Genomic DNA, 19,655 nt, shown 5'->3' on the forward strand with positions numbered 1-19,655 from the left:
TTCTTCAAAATCTGATTTGCAGACATTACAATTTTAGTACAAAAATAGAAAAAATAGTTAGAGTATAAACGTATGATTTTTTTTTCGTTTACAAAACGCACTAGTTTTTCTGTTTTAAGGGGTATATGTGGGAGAATAATGCGAAATTTAGGGCAAACGGCTCAGAATACGTAATTCTTTGGGATAATAATTATTAAATCTGTTTCCTAGCGCTTTTCCCCATCCCAAAATATGTTCTTCGTAAGCAATGCCACACCAGCCTCGCTGATCGGTATCAGGTACAAAATCATCTTTGCGAAGGTACGCAATTGCTTGTTCATAAGAAACATTCAAAATAGGTACTTGCTCAGATAGTATAGTCGAAAGGGCTAATTCATGCTCTGGAATCAAATCTTTTGCCCCAATTTGGCCTAATAAAATCCCTGCCTTTTTGATATATAAATTACTCTGTAAAATCTTTAAATCACTCTGGTGCTCGGGATTGATCAGATAAAAATTATCGTTTTTTTCAAACCACATATAATTTTCTAGGTCTGTAATCCATTGACTCAAAACACTTTTTTCATGTTTGAAACTTTTGGTACGTTGAGGCTTAATATGTGGACGGTGAAAAGGTTTGTAATCCGCTTTAGTTTTTTGAAATGCAGCCAAGAAAAAACCTTCCCCTTTGGCTTGGTCAGGATAAAAACGATATCCTATGGCTTTATGATCGGGTGACTCTGTGCGAACAATACCCCATTGTTGTATAGTATCAGTATCTTTTTTATCTAAAACTACATTTTTAGCCGAAAGGTTATCAACTACCCAGTCCATGATAGTTTCGTTTTCAGCTTCAGAATAGGAGCAAGTCGAATACAATAAAATACCACCTTCTTTGAGTGAATCCCAGACATCGGCTAAAATACGTTGCTGACGCTGACTACACATAGCAACATTATCTAATGACCATTCAACTACCGCCTCAGGGTCACGACGGAAAAGTCCTGATCCTGAGCATGGTGCATCTACGACAATTAAGTCGAAGTAGCCACCTATTCTACTAAAATCTTTTGGGTCATTATTGGTTACATAGGTATTGGTCAAACCCCATTTACTCATATTGTCGACCAAAATGTTTGCACGACTTTTGATAACCTCATTACTAACTAGCAACGAATCAGGGCTAAGTAGGCTTGCCAAAAGGGTACTTTTGCCACCCGGAGCTGCACACAAATCCAAGACTCTCAAATCCTCGTCGAGGTCGACGCTTTGTTTGACAGCGTATTCCAAAAACATCGAACTTGCTTCTTGGACATAATACGTACCCGCATGGAAATAAGGATCAAAAGTAAATGCTGGACGAGCATTAAGGTAATAGCCATACTGATTCCAAAGTACAGGACTTTGAATATTCAAGTGGGCTGGGGGAGTATTTATTTTATCAGGATTGATTCTGATTGACGTTGGAGATTCTCCTAGTTCATGCGTTTTGATAAAAGAATCGGCTTGGTATCCAGTAACCTGACTAAGCGAATCTAGTAAAGCTTGAGGAAGGGACATTATTGGCATTTATTTTAGAATCTACATCCTTTGGTGATGCAGATAGTCTTATTGGTGGATTTGCTCCCAGTTGTTGATAAGCAACGAAGTCCCAAATTTACAATGAAATTTGGGACTTCGTGAGATTTATACTGATAAACCATTTTATTTCTTGCGTGTCTTCACCTTGGTAATGACCCAACCACCTACTTTTCGACCTTGTTCTAGACCTAAATCTAAAGCTGGACGGAAGTGAATACCTCCGTAAAGTCTACTAATAGATGCTTCTTCGGCGGCATCTTTATACGATTTGAAATTGCGCACTGGCAAACCATACTGCATTTCTGAAGAATCGGCAAAAGCTACATTATCTCCCAATACACTTGAAAGCGCAACAGAAGCAGCACCTGAAATTACAGAGTGCCCTGAAGTATATTCTGGGAAAGGAGGTGTTTGAAGAACTGGTTGCCAGTTTTTGTCTACCAATTCATTAATAACAGTTTCTGGACGAACCTTGATAGAACGATATTTTTCGTCCCAACAAGAAATAAATCCATCGAAAATTGCCATAGAAGTTAACAAGTAAGCTTCTGATGTTTGATAAATATCTGCTTTGAGTTGACGAGAGGTTTGTGTTACAATTGCCATCCAGTGACCACCAGGAGAAACCTTTTTTGTAGCAAACATCGCATGACCCGTAATATTCATTTTGAACGGATTACAATCCCAGAAATTGGCAATGTTTCTTTGTTCTTCAGTAAGATTATTGATGGTATTGTATACATCCATTACCATATCATAATACTTACTACCTTTGGTCATATCGTATTCATAAGGTCTTGGGGGCATAAATTGAGAAGAAGTATCCAAAGTAGCAGGACGGATTTTTGACCAATATGGCTCGGCTGCATCAATGTAGGCAGGAGGAGTTGGTACCCAAGTTCCTTTTTTCTGAGTTACGGTATAACGGAAACCACGAGTTTGCTTGTAATTATCACCTTTTGAGTAATTCATAATTGATGCTGCAATCGAATCTCCAAAGGCTATTGAACGCTCATAAACCTCACTTGGAATACCTGTTGCCTTATAGTCCTCTTCTAGTTTTTTCTCAAAGTCAACATAAATTTCTTGCGCAAAAGTCAAGTTTTTACCAATAGTCAGATAGGCACGTACAGCGGCAACAGGATAGGAGTATTCTTTGCCAGCTTCTGGTTTTGCTACTTTTTTGAACCCTTTCAATTGTCCTACCATCGATTGATAATTGGTGTTTCCTGCCGCTAGTGCTTCATAAGCCGCTAGGGCTGAATACATATAAATACGACTTGATACAGGAGGTGCAAAAATGTCGTGAATGATGGATTCGGTAAGTTGGGATTGTGTTCTTCTTAAAAACTCTGGATTTGCTGCTGCTTGCTGCCAATTTTCATTACTTTTTTTACAGCTAAAAATCGCAGTAGCTAGCAATACAAAAAGGAATAGTCTTTTCATCTGAGAAGTATAGTTTTTGGTTAATGCAAAAATGGTTAACGAGTAGGTTCTTTTTGCAGTTTTCGAAATAGATTCTGTGTTTTATATATAATTGTTTACCAACAATGCTTGTATCGCCAAAGTTAATAAAATCTTTGAATGAATTAGGGCTATATCTGTCAGTATTCGAGCTGATTTTTATAACTATTTGATAAATTCTTGAAAAATTCAGAGAAAAAATAGCTTTTTGAGTACAAATCGAAGATTGTGCTAACAATTAGGAAGGAATGAGGTTTTGTTGTTAAATACCAATTTAAAGGATATGTCAAAACAAAAAATTCTTATTATCGGAGCAGGAATTGCTGGGCTTCGTGCAGGACAAGTTCTTGTGCAAGATTCATTTGCAGTTACGATTGTAGACAAGGGAAGAGGCGTTGGAGGTAGGATGGCTACCAGAAGATTTGCAGATACCAAAGCCGATCATGGTGCACAATACTTTTCGGTTAAGTCAGCAATTTTTCAAGAATTTATTGATGAGGCTGTACAAAAGCAAGTAGTCAAATCTTGGAAAGTGACCGATAGAACTCATCTTCGTTATGTTTGTCCCGATGGCATGAACGCTCTTCCAAAATTTATGGCTCAAGGACTTGATGTAAAATTGACCGAGAAAATCGTGCGAATAGCCCATGGTGTAGCTTTTGCAGAATCGGGAGAGCAATATGACTTTGATCAATTGATTATTTCGGCTCCAATTCCACAGGTTTTACAGCTGTTTGAAGATTCTGATATTTTGCTGGAAGATGAGGAGAAAAATATTTTAAATTCTATTCAATACGACCCGTGTTGGGCGGTTATGGCAAAGCTCAAGTATTCAGATAGTACGATTACAGGGGGAAGAATTTTAGCAAATAGTCCTGTCTCATGGATAGTAGATAACGCTGAAAAGGGCTTGACAGAGCATCCTACCCTAACAATTCATGCTTCAGCAGATTATTCGCAGTCACACCTTGAAGAAAATGCTGAAAAAGTTGCTTCTGAATTAATCGCTTCTGTTTCGGATATGGTGAATGTTGAGCAGATAGATACTTATCAGATACATCGTTGGAGATATGCCTTGGCATCACAGCGAGCTAGTGGCACTTTTCTGCAATTAAAAAATTATCCCGTTTATATCGGTGGCGATGCTTTTGGTATTGGTAATGTAGAAGGCGCATTTTTGTCTGGACAAGCTATAGCTCAGGCGATTTGCTAAATATTGAAGATGTATCACAAACATGAGTCATTCCGAATGCCTCATGTTTGTGATTTAGATATCAACGGTTGGCAATTAGCTCAGCCACTTTTCTTCCCGACATCATGGCTGCATTGAGTGATGGATAGCTGGTCCAATCACCACATTGGTACAAATTTTCAGCTATTTTAAATTGAGGATTCAATACACTACCTGCTGGGAAAGAATTCAAAGATTCTTTTATCTCATATTTCTTCAAAAACTTCCATGAATCTACCTCTGCCCCAAACCAATCTTTTAATTCTATTCTCAATTGTTTTTCCCAAGATTCATCCGAAAGAGAAGGCGCATTTTGGGTAGAAACTGATACCAACGCTTTTCCTTCAGGCGCATAATGTGGAGCTATATCACTAGGTACGCACAGGTTATGGATTAAACCCTTTCTGTTTGGATTCAACGCCAACATAGGTTTGTCTAAAGGCGACTTAGGAGCTTCAAAATAACTACAAATAGTACTGTTGAACTGAGTAGGTAAAGGTTGACCCAACAACTGTGCAGCTTGATAACTATCAGTGGCAATCACGATTTGATTTGCTACAATATTTTCACCATCAGAAAGCACCACTGTATTTCCCTGAATTTTACTCACCTTAGTATTCAAGCGAATAGTATTTGCGGGTAATTTTGACGCTATCTGTTTGGCGATTTGCTGCATCCCATTGGCAGGAATGGTAGCTTCGCCATCATAGAATTTCCCAAAAATATATTTAAAAAAAGAAGCGGAGGTTTTCAGTTCATTTTCTAGGAAAACGCCTCCGAAGAAGGGCTTGAAAAAATCGGAAATAAACTTTTCTGAAAATCCATAAGCTTGTAAAAACGCTAATGTCGACTCCGTAGGTCTTTCCATAATTTCCTCATCAAGTCCTTGTGCTTCCCAACTAAGTCGTGCAACACGGAGTTTGTCGGCAAAAGTACCCACCGAAGAAAATAGTGAAGATAGTAGCTCGCTAGGCTCCTTAAATGGATTAGCGAGTGTGCTAAATCCCTGCTCAGTTTTGATAAGTGCACCAGACTTAAACTCCTTCAAATCGAGTGCTTCAAAATTTAATAATTGTTGTGCTTCGGGATATGATGTTAATAAAATTTGAAAACCTCTATCTAGTAAAAATCCATTTTCTGTATCTGTTCTTACTCGCCCTCCTATATCATCTGAGGCCTCTAAAATGCGAGTTTCAATGCCCTTAGAATGTAGGTAAGAAGCGCAACTTAAACCAGCAATTCCTGCTCCTATAATGAGTACCATATACTTCGTTTTTATGTCTTTGTTTAAAATTTAAGTACGAAATAACCTATTTTGTTTAAAAAATATTAAACAAAAATTATCTCCCTGACAAAAATCTGTTTTTGAGTGTGTTTGTTAGCTGTATGACAAAATAAAGGAAAATTGTATTATTTTTATATGTCTATTTTTTTTGATTTTAAGTGTAAAATACTGAATTATTAATTTTTCATAAAATGAATAAAATTATCTATATTTGATTTGTAAATTTAAGTATTTGATTTTTAATTAATTATAGTTTTTTGACGCCTTTTTTTACGATATTTTTTGAAAAGAATTTTGAACACAGGTAGTAAAAACTAGGATTATTTTAGATATTTTTTGTTATTTTGCATAGAGATAATTCACTTCTAAAATTGAACAAAACCATTGTAAGGTTCACCCAGAAGATGATTTTATGAATATCGATGCAATGATTATTTTTTAGAAAAAAGTAGAAAAGTCTATTCTTTTTATAGGTTATATTCTGCTAGTTTTTATTCAGAAAATTATTGAATTTGTCCAAAAACTAATCGAACCATGAGATTGAATAATATACACTTTATTCAGTCGAAATTTCAAACCTCAAATAGTTATGAACTACCAGATTCACGAAGGAAACGGATATAAATATATTGACGAAGGACAAGGTGAAACCTTGATGTTATTGCATGGACTTTTCGGTGCATTGAGCAACTGGGAGGGAGTTATCGAAGGCTTTAAAAAAGACTATCGTGTAATTATTCCAATGATGCCAATTTACACTATGCCTATTACAAAGGCAGGCTGTGAAGGATTAACAGAATTCATTGAAGGATTTGTTAGTTGGAAAGGCCTTGACAATCTAACTCTTTTAGGCAATTCGTTGGGCGGTCATGTGGGATTGATTTTTACCTTGAAAAATCCTACAAAAGTAAAAAGATTGGTATTGACGGGTAGCTCTGGGCTATTCGAAAATGGCATGGGTGGTTCATATCCTAAGCGTGGAAGTTACGAATACATTAAAGAGCGTGTAGAATATACATTTTATGAGCCTCAAACGGCCACAAAGGAACTAATTGACGAAGTTTTTGATATTACTAATAGCGCACAGAAAGTAATTCGCATTATTGCTATCGCAAAATCGGCTCAAAGAAACAATATGGCCAAAGAAGTGGTTAATATCAAAGTGCCGACTTTGTTGGTTTGGGGACTTAATGATACCATTACTCCACCTCAGGTAGGACATGAGTTTAATCGATTGATTGAAAACTCAGAATTACACTTCATCGACAAGTGTTGCCACGCTCCTATGATGGAACGTCCTGAAGAGTTTAACAAAATATTGAGTACTTGGTTAGAAAAAACGCCCATTACACAGTTAGAATTGGCGTGTTAGCAAGCAAATATTTGACTTATCGAATTGGGAAGTTGCCATTAAATCATTAATTTTAGAAAATAGAGAACAATAAGAAGGTCATTTCTTGAGTTCTGCTATTGAGAACAACTTACCACTTTATTACAATGCTTGCAAAAGATATAATAAATCATGTTTTACCCATTCTGAAATCCAGTGACACTGTTGGAGACGCTTTGGGGTGGATGGAGGATTATAAGGTTGGGCAATTAGCAATTGTAGAAGATACCGAATACAGAGGATTGATAAGTCAAGATATACTGATAGATGCTGATGAATCATTGCCGATGGTGGCTTTGCAGCCTGAGTGTCCAGATGTTTTTGTTTTAGAAAACCAACACCTTTACGAGGTATTGGCTCAATCTCAAAAATTTGACTTAGAGGTAATTGCAGTACTTGACCACGAACATCATTTTGTGGGAACCATACTTGTAAATGAACTTCTTAATGAGCTTACTAAAAAGTTAGGTTCACAAGAACTAGGTGCTATCATCGAAATTGCCATAAGTAATCGTGACTATTCGCTTTCCGAAATCAGTCGGCTGATTGAGGCAAACGATACCAAAGTTATCAGTAGCTATTATACAAGCGGCGATGAATCGTCGAACTTTAGAGATATTTTAACACTCAAGCTTAATCGGAGAGATATATCACCAGTGGTGGCGACTCTCGAACGCTTTGAATATCATATAATTGGAGCATATGCTTTTGAGCCAATTGTAACACCTGACAAAGAGCGATTCGATATGCTGATGAGATATTTGGACTTGTAATAAAATTTTGAAAACCCATAAGAACTCACTAAATCTTATGGGTTTTATTATTTCTTGCAAAATCAAGCCTTAAATTTGCCTTTTCCAAAATGAATCTCTTCTTTTGTTTATGGGAGCAAAGAACAAAATTCAAATTCATTGAATTTTGTCGAATAGCCCATTTTGTTTGATTTTACAGTAATATAAGAATTTGTAGTAGAATGAAAATAGCCATTCATGGGCGTAATTTCAACGATTCCGTAAAGCCATTTGTACAAACAATGTTTGATACCCTCGATGCCAAAGGGGTATCGTTGCAAATCTCTGAATCGTATCATAAATTTCTCCAAGAAAAAGGAATTGTTTACAATTCAACCTCGATATATACCTCTCAAAAAGACCTAGCTGATGCCCAGTTTGTTTTTAGCTTGGGCGGCGATGGTACTTTGCTAGATGCTGTTACCCACGTCGGTGATTATGAAATACCAATTTTGGGTATCAATACGGGTCGTCTCGGTTTTTTAGCGACGATCTCACCTGATAAAATTCAAGAAAGTCTGGATGAGCTGTTCAACGAGCATTATAGTCTCGACAAACGCACACTGGTAAGCATCAGTACACAGTTGAATGGAAAACCTATTGATATATTTGATGGTTTAAATTTTGGACTCAATGAACTGGGTATCATGAAAACAGATACCTCTTCTATGATTGTGGTAAAGGCGTATCTTAATGGTGAATATCTCAATGCTTATTGGGCTGATGGCTTGATTATTGCCACTGCTACGGGTTCGACGGGTTATAATTTGAGTGTCGGAGGACCTTTGGTAATGCCAAGTTCCGATATTTTTGTAATAGCACCGATGAGTCCACACAACCTTAACGTAAGACCATTGGTAGTGACTACCGACTCAATCTTAGAGTTTGAGGTAGAGAGTAGAAGTGCCAATTACCTAATTTCACTTGATGCAAGGTCGAAGGTTGTGGATGGAAATGTAAAAATCAGGATGGAAAGAGAAAAATTTAAGGCTAATTTGTTGAAATTATCCAATACTAATTTTCTCAATACGCTAAGAAGTAAATTAAATTGGGGACTTGATATTCGAAACTAGTGGTAGGAGCGTATTCAAGAATTAACGTTTCGAAGAATTAGTCAGCATACCAAAAGCAAAATATTAACGTTTATTAACATATATTTACCTTAACAATCGTAAATAATCACGCTGTCAAACCAGAAGTTATTCAGACCCGACTTATGAAAAAAAATATTGCACTAGTGTTTTTCTTGATGTTAGGTGTGTTTGGTTTCCATGAGAGTAATGCTCAATTCAAGTTTTCGAACTTATTCGGAAGCAAAGATCAGCCAAAGAAAAGAAAGACATTCGAGGCTTATTCGTCAGTGAGCATTGGTGTAGGATCATCACACTATTATGGAGAGCTATCGCCGTACAACCGCTTTTTACAGTCAACCATCAATGGCGTTCGCTGGAATGCCTCCTTTAATTTTACCCGTCAGTTGTCTCCACAATTTGGCTTAAGATTTGGCCTGACATGGGCTCGGATTTTTGGTGATGATAATTACATGGATGGTGTGTCTGGCTTTGAGGCAAACTTTATGCGTAATCTCCATTTTCGTAATGACATCAAAGAATTCTCGATTGTTGGACAATATGATTTTGTAAGAACAGCCAAAGGTTCTGCGCGTCGTGCGGCAGTTATTCCTTATATTTTTGGGGGAGTAGCAGTATTTGCGCATGATCCAATGGCAAAACCTGACAAGACTTTATTTCCTGATCAAAGTGATTGGGTGCGCCTACAACCTCTTCATACCGAAGGGCAAGGTTTACCGGGGTATGCTCAACCTTATTCTTTAATCAGCGTTTCGGCACCACTTGGAATTGGCGTTAGATATAAGCTCAACCATAATTTTGACTTAGGACTTGAAATTGGATATAGATTTACGATGACCGATTATCTTGATGACGTTGGTGGATTTTATGCAGATCCAGCAGATTTAGGCACACAGAGTGCATTGTCTGTTGCGATGGCCAATCGTACTTTAGAACGAACAGCAGCCTATTCGGGTAAAGATCGTACCAATGGTGTGATTAATTATCTAACATCTATAGGTGTTTACAATCCAGGTTCAGGGGTTGATCCATTTACCTATTCGTCGGTACCAGGTTTTTCAGACCGTACTGATGCTCGAGGTAATAGCAAATATAAGGACTCTTACATGCTTACTTCTGTGAAGTTGATTTATTATATTCCAACTAAAATAAAGTGTCCTCCACTTCGTTAGTGATTATAAAAAATTGGTATAATTTTTACTTATAAAAGTAATTTAAAATACGCTACAAGCCTAAAAGTCAGGATTTAATGCCTGACTTTTTTGTTCCTTAGAAAACTACTTTTCCATTATTTTATGACCAACTTGAGAGTTTATGTGTTGATTTTCGCTATTGCTAGTGTATACACTACGCAATTGTGGGCTCAAAAAATTGAAATTGGCGCAGGATTAGGGGCAATGAACTACAAAGGTGATATTTCTCCAGATTTACAAATAGGCACGGCAAAGCTGGGGGGTAATTTGTTTTTTCGCTATAATCTCAAAAAAGATTTATCATTTCGAGCAAGTGCTTTGATGGGTAGTATCGCTGGTGATGACAAAAATAGTAGTGACCCATTTAATCAGCAAAGAGGAAAGAACTTTTCAACTACCATCAATGAATTGAGCTTGACGGCAGAATATAATTTTTTTAACTATCAGTATCATCGCTATCATAAGGACTGGTCTCCTTATGTTTTTGGAGGTGTTGGTTTTATGAAATTCTCACCAAGAGATAATCCTACGGCAGATTATAAACAAAATCAGATTGTCTTGCCTTTTGGTGTGGGTATCAAGTACAACATTAAAGGACCTTGGGACTTGAATTTGGAGTTTGGAACAAGAAAGACCTTTACCGATTATTTGGATAATTTGGGAGGGAATGACCCCACATTACCTAAAACACAACAAAACGATTATTCTAAAGGCGATATGTATTATTATACAAGTTTGACGCTGAGTTTTAAATTCATCAAAATTTATTGCCCACCTAATTAAGTAGTAATACTGCAAAATATATGATTAGGCACTAGACAACAGGCACAAGGTAAAGAGTTTTAGCCTGTTTTTTAGTAACTACAGATATGTTTTCCCGAATGCCAATAGCCGAAAGCCGATACCTGAAAGCCAGAAAGTTGAAGGTTATTTACCCACTAACTTAAATTGAATTACTTCTGAGAGGAAACAATAGGTAGCTTGTTTAAGCCTCAAAATATGATATCAGTAATAGCGCTCATTTAGGTAATACTAAATGGGCGCTTTTGATTTTTATGGACTAAAGATCATTTGAAGAGCCTAATATGACTTCCTGTCATTTTGAATAGGGGGTTTATTTCGTTAAATTTGCAATAATCTTAATAGATTCATGTAAATTAGAGGCTTTTAGGGCATTTTAGGATAGAATAGAGCTAGAGTTGAAAGCTTTTTGAAACCATCAAATTGGTTCAAAAACTAGCAAATGAGCGTAGAATAAGCCCTTATGAATCCAACTGTTTGTTAAAAAGTGTTAAATCAGTGAAAGAACAATTAGACCGAGACAATCTACCAAAACACATAGCCGTTATCATGGACGGAAATGGCCGTTGGGCCAAGCAAAAAGGCTTTACTGATAGAATTTTTGGACATCGTAATGCCCTTAAAGCGGTAAAAGACGTGATAGAAGGCTGTGGCGAATTAGGGGTAAAATATTTAACGCTTTACGCTTTTTCTACCGAAAACTGGAACAGACCTAAAGCGGAGGTAGATGGTTTGATGAATTTGCTTGTAAAAACGATCAAAGAAGAAGTACCAACCATGCACAAAAACAATGTGCGCTTGGATACCATCGGCGATACAAGTGCTTTACCTGATTATTCACGTAGAGAATTGTTGTCAGCTATTGAGGATACCAAAAATAATACAGGCTTAACCGTAATTTTGGCCTTGAGCTACAGTGGCAAATGGGATATTGTTAATGCGGCTAAAAAATTAGCCCAACAAGTGAAAGAAGGTACGATTGGTCTTGACGACATCAATGAATCAGTTTTTGAGCTTTCACTTGATACCAAAGGCATCCCGAATCCAGACTTAATGATTCGCACAGGTGGCGATCACCGTATCAGTAACTTTATGCTTTGGCAACTAGCTTATGCGGAACTCTACATCTTTGAGGATCTTTTCTGGCCAGATTTCCGCCGTGAGCACCTCCATATTGCTATTGGCGATTATCAGGCAAGAGAAAGAAGATTTGGCCGAACATCCGAACAGATTAAAAAAAGTATATAAAACAAAGAGCGTGTCACAGAATAGTTAGCCAAAGGTATGCTACACACAACATACCTCTAATTATGACTAACAAAAACTATACAATGAAGAAATATTCCTTTCTGTTTTGCTTAACCCTTCTTTCATTTATTACGCAAGCTCAGTTGAGATTTGGTGGTATGGGGCGTCCTGCAACTCCAGCTCAAGCAGAGCTTAATTATGCTTCACCTCAAGAGTATGAAATTGCGGATATCGTAGTATCGGGTTCTAAATTTTATGATGGCAACTCGATGATTACCCTTTCTGGGCTTCGTGTTGGCGATAAAATCAAAGTGCCTGGAGATGCCATTTCTTCGGCTATTAAGAAATTGATGGATCAAGGTATCCTTGAAGAAGTAGAGGTGCAAGCTGCCAAAATCGAAGGTAATAAAATTTGGTTAGTGATTCAATTAAAAGAGCGCCCTCGTCTTTTCAGAATTGAATATAACGGCATCAGAAAAGGTGAACAAGAAACGCTTTCTGATAAAATCAAGACTTACAAGGGGAAAATCATTACAGCTACAGTAAAGAAAAATATTGAGCTGGCAATCAAAAAGCATTACCAAGAGAAAGGATACCTGAACGTAGGTATCAAAATTGCTGAAAGAACAGATACTTTACGTGGTAATAATGCTACAATGAAGATTTATATCAAGAAAGGTGATAAAGTAAAAATCTCGAAAATTGAGTTTGATGGTGTGTCAGAAATGAAACTTAGCACCCTTAAACGCAAATTGAAAGGTACGAAGGAGAGGAAATTTTGGAGAATATTTACGCCTTCAAAATATGTTCCAAAGAAATTTGAAGAAGATAAAGGTAAGTTGATTGAGTACTACAATAAAAAAGGGTATCGTGATGCTCAAATTTTGAAAGACTCAGTGTTTAAGGATAGTGACAAAACCGTAAAGGTAATTTTCAGAATGGAAGAAGGTCGTCAATATCACTACCGTAATATTTTCTGGGAAGGTAACTACATTTATCCTGACTCAGTATTGACTGAAATTTTAGGGGTTAAAAAAGGAGATATCTACAATACAGAAGATTTGGAAAAACGCTTGAACGGAAAACCTCAAGAAGACGTAAGTTCAGCTTACATGGACAATGGTTATTTGTATTTCCAATGTGAGCCAGTTGAAACTGCTGTAGTTGGCGACTCAATTGATATTACATTCCGTATTACTGAAGGTAAACAAGCTACGATTAACAAAGTAATTGTAAATGGTAATACCAAAACTTCTGACCACGTAGTAATGCGTGAGATTAGAACATTGCCAGGACAAAAATTCAATAAGTCAGCGATTATTCGTACAGTACGTGAATTATCAACCATTGGATACTTCAACCCTGAAAAAATTACGCCAAACCCAATTCCAAAAGCGGATGGTACGGTAGACATTGAATACAACGTAGAAGAAAAACCTTCTGACCAGATTGAATTGTCTGGTGGTTGGGGTGGTTATATCGGATTCGTAGGTACGTTGGGGGTAACTTTCAATAACTTCTCTGCCAAAAATATTGGTAACTGGGAATCTTGGAAGCCACTTCCTTCAGGTGATGGACAAAAACTATCAGTACGTTTCCAAGCCAATGGTGTTGCTTATCAAAACTACTCATTGTCATTTACGGAGCCTTGGTTAGGTGGTAAAAAGCCAAACTCATTCTCAGTGACTTTGAGCCGTAACATTTCATATCCTTACAAGATTCAGCAATACAACTATTTGTCGAACCCTTATGCTTATGGCGGTTATGGTTATGGATACGGCTATGGATACGGTACAGGAACTTCGACTTCGACTTTGACGACAGCACAACAAGATAGTGCGACAACTGCTCAAAACAGTGCTCACTTCAACAGTACAAGTTTGTCGTTCAGTTTAGGAAAACGCTTGAAATGGCCAGATGATTATTTCTCTTTGAGTAACTCACTTTCGTTGTCATTGATTGATATTGCAGGTTTAGGTTCTAGTTATTATGGATACCCTGAAGGAAAATCATTGTCTATTGCTTTTGTAACGAACTTATCTCGTAACAGTATTGACAACCCTACTTTCCCTCGTTATGGATCTAGTTTCTCATTAACAGCATCTTTAACACCTCCATATTCGTTAATTAGTGGAAATACGAATAGCACATTGATTGAGTACCACAAATGGATGTTTGATGCCAGTTGGTTTACCGCAATTACCAATAAGTTAGTGTTCCACATGCGTACACACATGGGTTTCTTGGGTAGTTATAATCCAAATAAAGCCATCTCTGTATTCGAGCGTTTTGACGTAGGTGGTTCGGGTATGATGACAGGTTATACGATTGCTAGCCGTGATATTATTGGTTTGAGAGGTTATAAAGATCGTATTTTAGGTTCGCAAGGAACAGTGCCAAATGGTGGAGTTGCTTACAATAAGTTTGTAATGGAAATGCGTTATCCAGTATCGCTTAACCCATCAGCAACCATTTTCTTATTAGCTTTTGCTGAAGGAGGTAACAACTTTGCTAACTATCAAGAATACAACCCATTCAAGTTATATAAATCAGCGGGTGTTGGTGCACGTATCTTTATGCCAGCGTTTGGTATGATTGGTATCGATTATGGTTGGGCATTTGATAAAGTTCCTGGTGTGTCAGATTTTGGTCGCCAAGCCTTTACTTTCTCAATCGGTCAACAAATCCGATAGTTTATAGACACTTTGCAAAGGGTAATAGGAATTCTTGTTCTTATTACCCTTTGTTTCTGTAAAGGATAGAATCAATGGTTTCTGGAGGAGTTTTATTCGTAGTAATTTTAGACTTGGCAAATTCAGTATATATTTGTTAAGCATTTGTTAATCTCTGAATTTAGAGAATTCAAGATTCAATATTACGAAGAGCCTCGTCGTTAATGTTCTACCAAATGCTAGTCAGGAACTGTAGATGCCATCTCATTTGATACATTTATAAGCACATACAGAACCTTCCTTAGTTTTAACTAAATAACCCTTATCACCGTGAATAAGCAGATTTTTTTACTAATTTTGGTTTTCTTTAGTGCTTGTATGAGTAGCTTCGGACAAAAGATTGGCTATATCGATACAGAGTATATTACTTCCAAAATGCCTGAATATCAAAAGGCACAAGAAGATATAGAAAAACTCACGACTAAATGGGTGAAGGAGATTTCTGAGAAAAATGAGGAAGTTGCCAAACTTGAAAAAGCGTATCGTGCGGAAGAAGTATTGCTTACAGAGGAAATGCGCCAGCAGAGACTCCGAACCATCGCTGATAAAGATAAGGAGGTAAAAGAACTCCAAAATCGAGTATTTGGATTGAATGGAGAGCTTTTTAAGAAGAAACAAGAAATCATGCGTCCTATTTTGGACCAGATTGTGAAGGCTACAGAAAAAATCGTTAAACTAAAAAGACTTGATTTTATCTTTGATAAAGCATCTGATAGTTTGGTAATGATTTATACAAACCCTACCCATGACTATACCGATTATGTGATGGAAGAATTGGGTATCTCTGTTGAACAGTTAAAGGAAAAAGAAAAAGAAGAACAAAACAATGCCAAAGAGGAGCCAACAGGAAACTCAAAAGCGAAAACAAACAAAAAAAACTAATTAACAAATCAAAATGACAAAAATGAAGAACAAATTTTTTATCGCCTTGTTTGCTATTGTGGCATTGGCTACCTCTAACGTAAATGCACAAACAAAAATTGGTTACATTAGCTTAGATTACGTATTGAACCAATTACCAGAAGCAAAACAAGTAGAAGCTGAATTGAAAACTACGCAAACTCAATATGAAAACTTGTTGCAAGGTAAAATCAAAGATTTTCAAGCTAAATATGCTGAATACGAAAAAAATCAGGCTACAATGAATGACGTAATCAAAGCTGATAAAGAGAAAATCTTACAAAACCTTCAAAATGAGATTGAAGAATTCCGTCAGTCATCAGCTACTTCTTTACAAAAGAAACAAGCTCAGTTGTTGCAACCATTGTTGAAAAAAATCGAAGACAATATGCACGTTGTAGCTAAAGAAAATGCTTACACGTACGTATTCAACTACGATGCAGGTCAAGGTACAACACCAATCGTGTTGCACGCTCCAGACGATGCTAACATCTCTGATTTAGTATTGAAGAAAATGGGTGTTACTCCTAAGCCAGTAACTGCAGCTCCAGCTCCAGCGCCAGCAGCTCCAAAGAAATAATCATTGATTTTTCGATAATAAAAAAGCCCAAGATTTATCTTGGGCTTTTTTATGGGGTGATCGTAATTAATTCTAACAACATTTCAGCCCAAACTTGATAAGCATTTTTTTGCAAATGAACGCCATCAATACTGTAGACACTCAATAAAAAACCATTTTCACAAAGTTTTGAATTTATATCGCAGAATGAGATTTTTTCTTGATTACAGAGCTTTAATAAACCTTCATTGAGCACTTTAATCTTTTGATTGATTTCTGCCTGATTTTCGGTATATATGCAGCTATTAATGATAAGTCGGATAGACTGCCTCTTTGACTGCTGAATAAAAAAACCATAGTTCTCTAAGATATGTTCTACAGGCACTCCCGAAAATAAATCATTGATTCCACCATTTAGGATAACAAGCTTTGTTTTTTCAGGAAACCCTTTACCAATATTCCATCTTATTTGTTGCGTAATTGCTCCTCCGTAAGCTTGATTACTGATGTCAAGCCTTCCCAACCATTTGCTCCAATTTTCTTGCGCTAGGATTGAGTCACCAAGAATAAGAATTATGGCATTTTCTGGAAATAACTTTTGCATAAACTTATCAGAATACTTTCTTAACAGCCAAAAAAAAGCTGCTACAAACAGAAGGTTGAGCAGCAAAGATATTTTGAGAGCAAGTTTCATTTTTGAGTAGACTTCCTACAATTTGGGAATTAACATAGGAACTTCTTTTTGGTATTTTTCATAAGTTTTACCAAAAATCTGAACCAACTTTTTTTCTTCAAAATATATTCCAATACGAATATAAGCAGTCAAAGCTAATGCCATGGCTAGGTTGTTGGCTGTTCCTGTGATGCCAAATACTCCCCAAACAATAACGAGGGTACTTAAATAAAGCGGATGCCTAACAACACTCATAATACCATCGGTAATCAACTGTGCAGGAGCTTCTGCTTGTATGCCTAAAAATGCTTTTAAATCGTACTGTTTGAAGGAAATAAATAACATATAAACACCTAAACTAATCATCAATCCTCCAAAAATATTGTTAGCCGTGCTTGCAGGCATTAACAATTGAGAGGGTGTTGTGAGTTGAAAATACAGGATTGGAATCATCAGTACGAGCGAAAGTATCGTATAGGCCAATCTGTAGTAGGGAAAGTTGATTTTATTCTTCACTTCATTGGACGCTAAGGCAGAATGAAGCGTTCCATACACAATCCATAATATGCCAATGATAATCTCTATTTTCATATTTTTATCAATTTATAGCTATTCTTGAGAAGATACAGATTCATTTGTATCAGCAGCATTCATATCTACATCTACAGAAGGTGCTACTGGTGCAGGTTTAGGTTCCAAAGAGGCAAAAAAAGTATTTTGCCAAATCATAATAGCCATTACACCACAGAAGATTGCTGCATCTGCAAAATTGAATATTGGCGTTGAATACCAACTTCCCCCCCAAACAGGCACCCATTCTGGAATCCATCCTTGATAGAAGTCAAAGAAAAACATATCGATTACTTGTCCATGAAACCAAGGGGTAGGAGAGTCATACGGAGCATTGTGCAATAATACACCATAAAATGTACTGTCTATTACGTTTCCAATGGCTCCACCCAAAATAGCTGCAATACTCCAAAGCAAACCCTCATGAGCGTTCTTTTTAGCAAGTTTTGTCAAATAATAGCCAATGCCAACCATCGCAAAAACTCTAAAAAGACTCAATACAATTTTGCTATATCCTTTTGGAAGAAAATCAAGCGTTATACCAAAGGCCATTCCTTTGTTGAGTACATAATGAAGCTTCACAAAATCGCCAATGATAGGAACTTCGTTGCCTTCATATTTCAAAAAATGATAAATAGCGAGCTTAATAATTTGGTCGATAACGATAAGTAAGAAAGTAAGCCAAAAATATTTGTATGGGGAACGAAACATTTTGTTTAGAATTTTGCCACACCCAAACTCTCACAAGTCCATGAGCTAGGTGGCAGTTAGTACATTAAATGGTTAAACAAACCTTAGTTTTGCTTTTGAATCGCAAAGGTACAAAATAAAAACGCCACGATGACAAAATAGCCCGTGGCGTTTTTATTTTATTCTTTAGTAAATCGTCAACTATCTTTTCTGACGACGTACCATTTCTTTCTTAATCAAAGTAAACTCACGGCTTGCTTGTCCCGCTACAGAAGTATTTTCGGCAGCACGACGGAACAAATAAGGCATAACAGCTTCTACTGGGCCATAAGGTACATATTTAGCAACATTGTAGCCAGCATGAGCTAGGTTATAAGAAATGTTGTCGGACATACCCAATAGCTGTGCAAAATAGAAGTGTTTGTCTTTGGCATCAATTCCGTTCTTTTCCATGAGTTGTGCCAAATACTTGCAGCTGTATTCGTTGTGAGTACCCACACAAATCGAAATAGCATCACGATTTGTTACAGCGTATTCAACGGCTAGATTGAAGTCTTTATCTGTGTTCTCTTTTGTTTCATGAACAGGCTCACAGTAATTTCCTTCATGCGCACGCTGTCTTTCTTTTTCCATGTATGCACCACGTACAAGCTTTACCCCTAATAAATAGCCGTTTTTACGAGCAGTTTCGGTCGCAGCTTTCAAGTTCTCTAGCATATCTTTACGATACATTTGGAACGTGTTGTACACGATACATTCTTGCTTGTTAAAATGAGCCATCATGTCGTAAGTTAGCGCGTCAATAGCATCTTGAATCCAAGATTCTTCAGCATCTACAAAAATACGAACATGTAATTCAGCAGCTTTACTGCACAAATCATACATTCTTTGGTGAACTCTTTCAAATGCAGAAGATTCTTCGGCAGTCAATGGGACTTCACTTTGTACTTTTTCAAGTAATTCAGTACTACTAATGCCTGTTACTTTGAAAACTGCGAAGGGAATAGCACTATTATTCTGTGCTTTTTCGATCGTTTTAAGGATTTCTTCTTTTGTAAGCTCAAAACTAGATTCACTATCTTCTCCCTCCACGGAATAGTCCAAAATTGTGCCAATCTTAGCTTTGTCCAAATTTTCTATTGCCTTATTGCATTCCTGCAATGTTTCGCCTCCACAAAACTGTTCGAATACAGTAGATTTAATCAGTTTTTTGATAGGAAAATGAAGAAAAATGAACAGTTTGATAAAAAAAGTTCCTAACTTTACAAGCCAGTTCTGATTCATACTTGCAAAGATGAGATACATCTTCTTTAATTGTAAATCAGATTTGTCTGAAAATGCGATAGACATGTCCTCAAAGGATATTTTATCGGCCTTCATCATCGGTTGTGAAATGGATGTTTTAGTCATGTTCAAAGACGAAAAATCGACTAATATGTTGTTAGATGGTGATCAAGTTTTCAAATAATGTTTTAAT

At 36.8% G+C, this 19,655-nt stretch carries 17 protein-coding genes; 10 read left to right on the forward strand and 7 right to left on the reverse strand.

The genetic code is table 11. The features are described 5' to 3' along the window. Window positions 1-147: 147 nt before the first annotated feature. Window positions 148-1,539, reverse strand: coding sequence for a methyltransferase RsmF C-terminal domain-like protein (locus QM524_RS05950; RefSeq protein WP_283343874.1), 1,392 nt, complete (start codon window positions 1,537-1,539; stop codon window positions 148-150). 144 nt (window positions 1,540-1,683) lie between these two features. Next, the gene (locus QM524_RS05955) at window positions 1,684-3,006 is read right to left on the reverse strand and encodes a vanadium-dependent haloperoxidase (RefSeq protein WP_095160876.1); all 1,323 of its coding nucleotides are present in this window, start codon (window positions 3,004-3,006) and stop codon (window positions 1,684-1,686) included. A 301-nt stretch (window positions 3,007-3,307) separates the two neighbouring features. Between QM524_RS05955 and QM524_RS05960 the strand changes: the two genes are divergently transcribed. After that, entirely contained in the window at window positions 3,308-4,237 is a 930-nt protein-coding gene (locus QM524_RS05960) for an NAD(P)/FAD-dependent oxidoreductase (protein ID WP_283343875.1), read from the forward strand. A 61-nt stretch (window positions 4,238-4,298) separates the two neighbouring features. On the opposite strand, the gene QM524_RS05965 is transcribed toward QM524_RS05960, so the two are convergent. Next, on the reverse strand, window positions 4,299-5,519 hold the full coding sequence (locus QM524_RS05965) for an NAD(P)/FAD-dependent oxidoreductase (protein ID WP_283343876.1): 1,221 nt from the start codon (window positions 5,517-5,519) through the stop codon (window positions 4,299-4,301). 610 nt (window positions 5,520-6,129) lie between these two features. Between QM524_RS05965 and QM524_RS05970 the strand changes: the two genes are divergently transcribed. The 9 genes from QM524_RS05970 (at window position 6,130) to QM524_RS06010 (ending at window position 16,266) form a co-directional block, all read left to right on the forward strand. Then, a complete protein-coding gene (locus tag QM524_RS05970; protein ID WP_166578148.1) occupies window positions 6,130-6,912 on the forward strand; it encodes an alpha/beta fold hydrolase in 783 nt (260 codons plus the stop codon). Window positions 6,913-7,037: 125 nt separating this feature from the next. Then, window positions 7,038-7,703: a CBS domain-containing protein gene (locus QM524_RS05975; RefSeq protein WP_283343877.1), complete on the forward strand. Its 666-nt coding sequence runs from the start codon at window positions 7,038-7,040 to the stop codon at window positions 7,701-7,703. 200 nt (window positions 7,704-7,903) lie between these two features. Beyond that, window positions 7,904-8,794 (forward strand): NAD kinase, encoded by an 891-nt coding sequence (locus tag QM524_RS05980; protein ID WP_283343878.1) that lies wholly within the window; start codon window positions 7,904-7,906, stop codon window positions 8,792-8,794. A gap of 143 nt (window positions 8,795-8,937) precedes the next feature. Continuing rightward, a complete protein-coding gene (locus QM524_RS05985) occupies window positions 8,938-9,984 on the forward strand; it encodes a DUF6089 family protein (RefSeq protein ID WP_283343879.1) in 1,047 nt (348 codons plus the stop codon). A gap of 123 nt (window positions 9,985-10,107) precedes the next feature. Continuing rightward, the gene (gene porG, locus QM524_RS05990; RefSeq protein WP_283343880.1) at window positions 10,108-10,788 is read left to right on the forward strand and encodes a type IX secretion system protein PorG; all 681 of its coding nucleotides are present in this window, start codon (window positions 10,108-10,110) and stop codon (window positions 10,786-10,788) included. Between the two features lie 516 nt (window positions 10,789-11,304). Continuing rightward, window positions 11,305-12,054 (forward strand): isoprenyl transferase, encoded by a 750-nt coding sequence (locus tag QM524_RS05995; RefSeq protein ID WP_283343881.1) that lies wholly within the window; start codon window positions 11,305-11,307, stop codon window positions 12,052-12,054. A gap of 83 nt (window positions 12,055-12,137) precedes the next feature. After that, on the forward strand, window positions 12,138-14,747 hold the full coding sequence (gene bamA / locus QM524_RS06000; protein ID WP_283343882.1) for an outer membrane protein assembly factor BamA: 2,610 nt from the start codon (window positions 12,138-12,140) through the stop codon (window positions 14,745-14,747). A 309-nt stretch (window positions 14,748-15,056) separates the two neighbouring features. Next, complete coding sequence (locus QM524_RS06005; protein WP_283343883.1) at window positions 15,057-15,668, forward strand: OmpH family outer membrane protein; 612 nt, start codon at window positions 15,057-15,059, stop codon at window positions 15,666-15,668. A gap of 22 nt (window positions 15,669-15,690) precedes the next feature. After that, on the forward strand, window positions 15,691-16,266 hold the full coding sequence (locus tag QM524_RS06010; protein WP_283343884.1) for an OmpH family outer membrane protein: 576 nt from the start codon (window positions 15,691-15,693) through the stop codon (window positions 16,264-16,266). Between the two features lie 49 nt (window positions 16,267-16,315). On the opposite strand, the gene QM524_RS06015 is transcribed toward QM524_RS06010, so the two are convergent. From QM524_RS06015 to QM524_RS06030, 4 genes are all read right to left on the reverse strand, one after another. After that, window positions 16,316-16,849 (reverse strand): SGNH/GDSL hydrolase family protein, encoded by a 534-nt coding sequence (locus QM524_RS06015; protein ID WP_283343885.1) that lies wholly within the window; start codon window positions 16,847-16,849, stop codon window positions 16,316-16,318. Window positions 16,850-16,954: 105 nt separating this feature from the next. Continuing rightward, the gene (locus tag QM524_RS06020) at window positions 16,955-17,509 is read right to left on the reverse strand and encodes a methyltransferase family protein (protein WP_283343886.1); all 555 of its coding nucleotides are present in this window, start codon (window positions 17,507-17,509) and stop codon (window positions 16,955-16,957) included. A gap of 18 nt (window positions 17,510-17,527) precedes the next feature. Continuing rightward, window positions 17,528-18,199, reverse strand: a complete 672-nt coding sequence (locus QM524_RS06025) for a lipoprotein signal peptidase (protein WP_283343887.1) — start codon at window positions 18,197-18,199, stop codon at window positions 17,528-17,530. Window positions 18,200-18,379: 180 nt separating this feature from the next. Beyond that, window positions 18,380-19,588 (reverse strand): proline dehydrogenase family protein, encoded by a 1,209-nt coding sequence (locus QM524_RS06030; RefSeq protein WP_229242032.1) that lies wholly within the window; start codon window positions 19,586-19,588, stop codon window positions 18,380-18,382. Window positions 19,589-19,655 lie beyond the last annotated feature (67 nt).

It is taken from the genome of Flectobacillus roseus (genome assembly GCF_030056595.1).
Lineage (GTDB): Bacteria > Bacteroidota > Bacteroidia > Cytophagales > Spirosomataceae > Flectobacillus > Flectobacillus roseus.